Here is a 4,495-nt window from a genome sequence, read left to right on the forward strand (position 1 = left end):
CGACGGCTGCGAGATCGACCCCGCAACGCTGCGCCGCCTGCTGGGCGCGTTGCTGCAGCACGTCACCTTGGGGAATGGACGTCGTGGTCAAGGGTGCCTCCTGGGTAAGTGGTCGGGGGGTCTAGACGGTGCCACGTCGTCGCGACAGAAGGTCCGCACACTGGTGCGTACCGCGATCTCGTCCGCCGTGAGCAGCCAGTCGGTTCCGGCGAGGTCCAGCGGGTCGATGGGGCGTGTCGGAGCCGGGTTCATGGCGCTGTCCTTGATGTCATGGGTGTGGGTGCTGTGAAGAGCAGCTCAGTGGCGGCGTCGACGATCTGGTCCTCCGACAGGAGCACCGCATTCGCGGCCGGCCCGAGGGGGATGAAGCTGTCGTCGCTGGTCACTCGGCGGACCCGGCCCGGGTGGCCGGCCTGGGTCAGGGCGGTCACCACCGCTTCGGACACTCCGCCGCTGGCCCGCGTCTCGTCGACGACCAGGATGTGAGTGAAGCCAGCGGCAGCCGCAAGCAGGGACTCGACCGGTAGCGGGAAGACCCACTGCAGGTCGACGACGGTCGTCTCGATCGACCGGCGCTCCAGGCGACGGGCCGCACGCAGGCTCATCGGTACTCCGTTGCCGAAGGTCAGGACCAGGACGTCGCGCCCGCTGCCGTACCTGCGGGTGTCCCCGACCGCCACCGCATGCTCACCCCAGCTCGCAGGTGCGGCGTAGGGGGCCACCCATCCGTCATCGCCAGCGTCGTGGAGGTCTCTCTGGTGGTACAGCGCGATGGGTTCGACAAACACGCAGACGCGACCATCGACGCGCGCCATCGCGAGGCAGGCTCGCAGAAGGCCGGCGGCGCTGCCGGGGTGACTCGCGACAACAACCGCCAGGCCGGGGATGTCACGGAGCACGGCGAGCGAGTTGTCGTTGTGGAAGTGTCCGCCGAAGCCCTTCTGGTAGGCCAGACCAGCAACCCGGACGACCATGCCGTTCTGGTACTGGCCGTTGCTGAAGAACTGGAGGGTTGCGGCCTCGCCACGGATCTGGTCCTCGGCGTTGTGCAGGTACGCGAGGTACTGGATCTCGGGGACGGGCAGGTAACCGGCGAGCGCCATGCCGAGCGCCGTGCCCAGCACTGTCTGCTCGTCGAGAATGGTGTCGAAGACACGGGACCCGCCGAAGGACGTGCGCAGTCCACGGGTCACGCCGTAGACGCCGCCCTTGCGGCTCACGTCCTCGCCGAACACGACGGTGTCGGTGTGCGCGGCCAGCGCGTCCTTGAGGGTCGCGTTGATCGTCTGCGCGAGCGTGAGCGGCGCGCCGGCCTCCGGCAGGCGGCCACGGAAGGCCGTGACGCGCCCGGGGGAGGAGGCAGACGTCTCGCGGTCGACCTCCTCGAGCTGGGAGGTCGTGATCGGCCGGGTGATGTCCACGGATCGGGTCAGCCGAGGTGCACCCACCCGCTCGGCTGCAGCAGCCATGACGTGGGCCCGCACTCGCTCGTACGCGTCGACGACGTCGGCTGCCGTCAGCACGCCCGCCTGCACCAGCAGTCGCGCCGTACCGAGCAGTGGGTCCTTGTCGTAGTCGGCCTCGATCTCGGACTGCGAGCGGTAGGCCAGCTCGGCATCCGAGCCGGCGTGGCCCATGAACCGGACGGTGTGCAGGTGCAAGAGCGCAGGACGTCGTTCGCGTCGCACCAGGTCAACGAGACGGTCGACGGTCGAGAGCAGCGCAGCAGGGTCCTCCCCGTCCCCGGCGGCGTACTCGATGCCCGGCAATGAGGAGAGCATGCGCTCGGCCCAGCCGGACGGTGTCCGCGTGCTGATGCCGATCCCGTTGTCCTCGCACACCACCAGCAGCGGCAGGGCAGCGCCTCTGTGGGCCAGGTAGCCGGCCGCGTTCAACGCCCCCACCGTGGTCGAGTGGTTGGCGGATGCGTCGCCGAAGCTCGTGACCACGACGGAGTCCGTTGGCCACGGCAGCTGGTGACCGGCATCCGCTGCGCCGATCGCATAGGCCAGACCGACGGCGCGGGGCAGGTGCGACCCGATCGTCGACGTCTGGGGCACGATCGCGAGGTCCTTGCTGCCGATCACCTTGTGCCGTCCGCCGGAGATCTGGTCATGCACCGAGGAAGCCACGCCATCGAGGACGTCGTCGACACCATCCGCATGCCCGGCCTGCAATGCTCGGGAAAGGTAGAACGCGACCGACCGGTAGTGGAGCAGTGCCGGGTCCGTCGGACGCAGGCCCAACGCCACGACGGCATTGGACTCGTGACCGGACGAGCCGATCGTGTAGAAGCCCTCCCCCTGAGACTGCAGCCACCGCGACGCGAAGTCTGTGTGCCTGCTCTGCATCTGGGCCAGCATCAGCCGTTCGAGACGGGGGAGCGGCAGTCCAGCCGACATCTCGCGGTTGCCCGTGGTGAGCGTCGCGGCGGACCTCAAGAAGTGCTCGTCGATCGACATCTATGCATCCATCCCACGCGCTCGTCCCGTTCCGACAAGTGTGCCCGCGCCGCGTGGGGGTCACCAGACGCGCAGCGGCCGGATCGCTACGCTGTCGGGGTGTGGTCCTTGTGGTCTCAGAACTCGGTCCTGTCGGTCTGCTCGCAGGACTCGGTGCTCTCGATCGGCAGCGTCGCATCCTTCGCCTCATTCGCCAGCGTCGGCTCGTTCGCATCGGCGGGGTCGATCTTGTCGGCCCTCTCAGCGTGCTCGCTGATGTCATACCAGAGCGACGGTTCGGCCCTGTCCCATCAGAGCAGCGGATCCGTCCTGTCCAGCCAGGCGCACCGTGCGTTTCGCGGTCACCGGACCGATGGGCGGGTCCCGGCCGGGTCGGTCGCCGCGGCCGTGCTGACGGTCCTCGCGGCGATCGCCGTTCATCGCGGGCTCCGCCCGCGCCCCGGGCGGCTCGTGTCCGGGCATCCAGGTGCGCCAACGTAACCGAGGCGCCACCGGGGCGTGGGACCGACCTCTATGGTGGGTCGATGGCGTCGGTCAAGAACATCCAAGTCACCTTCGACTGCGCAGCACCTGAGCGCGTCGCTCGGTTCTGGTGCGAGGTGTTGGGCTACGTCGTCCCCCCGCCACCGGAGGGGTTCACTACCTGGGAGGACTTCAGTCGCGCACTGCCGCCTGACGAGCAAGGCTCCGCGTTCGCCTGCGTGGATCCATCGGGTGGGGGCCCTCGACTCTTCTTCCAACGCGTACCCGAGGGCAAGACCGTCAAGAACCGGCTGCATCTCGACGTGCGGGTCGGGACCGGGCTCGTAGGGGCAGAGCGGCTGGCCGTCCTCGAGGCCGAGTGCGCACGACTCCTCCCGCTGGGTGCAGTACGCGTGCGCCTTCTGCTGGCCGACGACAGCAACGAGTCGTGCCTCGTGATGCAGGACGTCGAAGGCAACGAGTTCTGTCTGGACTAAGTGGCGGGGCTCGAGAAGGCCGCAGTCAGCGGATGGTGATGGCTGGCATCCGCAGGGCGAAGGCGGCGTCGAGACCCAGGCCGGTGGCGAGGTCGGGGAGGCCGGCCTCCAGCCGCACGCCCGACCCGGCCCGCGGGTCCTCGCTGTTGCGGGCACGCCCCAGCCGCTGCAGGGGTGAGATGTGCCCCGCTCGCGTCACTGGCGCATCTGCGTGCAGCCCGGCTCGAAGACGGGCGATGCGGACCGCGTCCCGAAGCCCTCCCAGCTCGTCCACGAGGCCGACGCGAAGGGCGTCGCTGCCGGTCCAGACCCGGCCGCGCGCGATGGCATCGATCTCGGCGACCGTCCGGCCGCGGCCCTGGGCCACCTTGGCCACGAAGTCGTCGTAGATCGCGTCCATGAGGGTGGCCAGGCGCTCGTGCTCGCCATCGGTGAAGCCGCGCCGGGCCGAGAACATCAGCGAGTGGGCGCCGTGCGACACACTGCCCGTGGTGATGCCGAGCCGCTCGAGCAGCTCGGCCACGACGAGCTTGCCGCCGAAGACTCCGATCGAGCCGGTGAGGGTTGACGGCAGGGCGACGACGACGTCGGCCGGGCAGGCGATGTAGTAGCCACCGGACGCCGCCGCGGCGCCCATCGAGACGACGACGGGCTTCCCGGCCTCGCGGACCCGGCACACCTCGCGCCAGATCGTGTCCGACGCCACCGCCGAGCCGCCCGGCGAGTCGACGTGCAGGACCAGCGCGCGGACCTGATCGTCGCGGGCCGCCGCACGCAGCGCCGCGGCAACGGAGTCACTGCCGACCTGGCGCCCCGTCGGGGTGCGGCGGCTGCGCCCCGAGGCGATCGCGCCGTGCACCTCGACGAGGGCCACGTGCCCGCGACGCCTCGTCGGCAGCCGCAGTCGTGCGGCCGGAGAGCGCCGCGGCTGCCAGCGGTCGGCGTAGAGCAGCTCGGCCTGCTCGCCGACGCGCGCCGTCATCGCGGAGTACGCCTCGTCGCGGTAGCCGAGCGCGTCGACGAGGCCGGCATCCAGCGCCTCTCGCGCGGTGCGGGGCCCGGTGTCGGTCAGGG

General features: G+C 70.2%; 3 protein-coding genes. 1 reads left to right on the forward strand and 2 read right to left on the reverse strand.

Annotated features, from left to right (window positions below; translation table 11 throughout):
* Positions 1-248: 248 nt before the first annotated feature.
* Positions 249-2,462, reverse strand: coding sequence for a thiamine pyrophosphate-dependent enzyme (locus tag ABI385_RS06375; protein WP_348102910.1), 2,214 nt, complete (start codon positions 2,460-2,462; stop codon positions 249-251).
* Positions 2,463-2,986: 524 nt separating this feature from the next.
* Here ABI385_RS06375 and ABI385_RS06380 point away from each other — a divergent pair.
* Positions 2,987-3,421 carry a VOC family protein gene (locus tag ABI385_RS06380; protein ID WP_348102911.1) on the forward strand — a complete coding sequence of 145 codons (435 nt, stop codon included), beginning with the start codon at positions 2,987-2,989 and terminating at the stop codon, positions 3,419-3,421.
* Positions 3,422-3,446: 25 nt separating this feature from the next.
* On the opposite strand, the gene sppA is transcribed toward ABI385_RS06380, so the two are convergent.
* Positions 3,447-4,495: signal peptide peptidase SppA (gene sppA / locus ABI385_RS06385; protein ID WP_348102912.1), on the reverse strand; the 1,049-nt coding region annotated here is incomplete at its 5' end.

Origin of the sequence: Lapillicoccus sp., assembly GCF_039935575.1 — a bacterium.
Taxonomy (GTDB): Bacteria; Actinomycetota; Actinomycetes; order Actinomycetales; family Dermatophilaceae; genus Lapillicoccus.

Excerpts from the sequence above, each read along its gene's own strand:
- ABI385_RS06380 (WP_348102911.1), top strand. The coding sequence starts at position 2,987 with ATGGCGTCGGTCAAGAACATCCAAGTCACCTTCGACTGCGCAGCACCT.
- ABI385_RS06375 (WP_348102910.1), bottom strand. The coding sequence starts at position 2,462 with ATGTCGATCGACGAGCACTTCTTGAGGTCCGCCGCGACGCTCACCACG.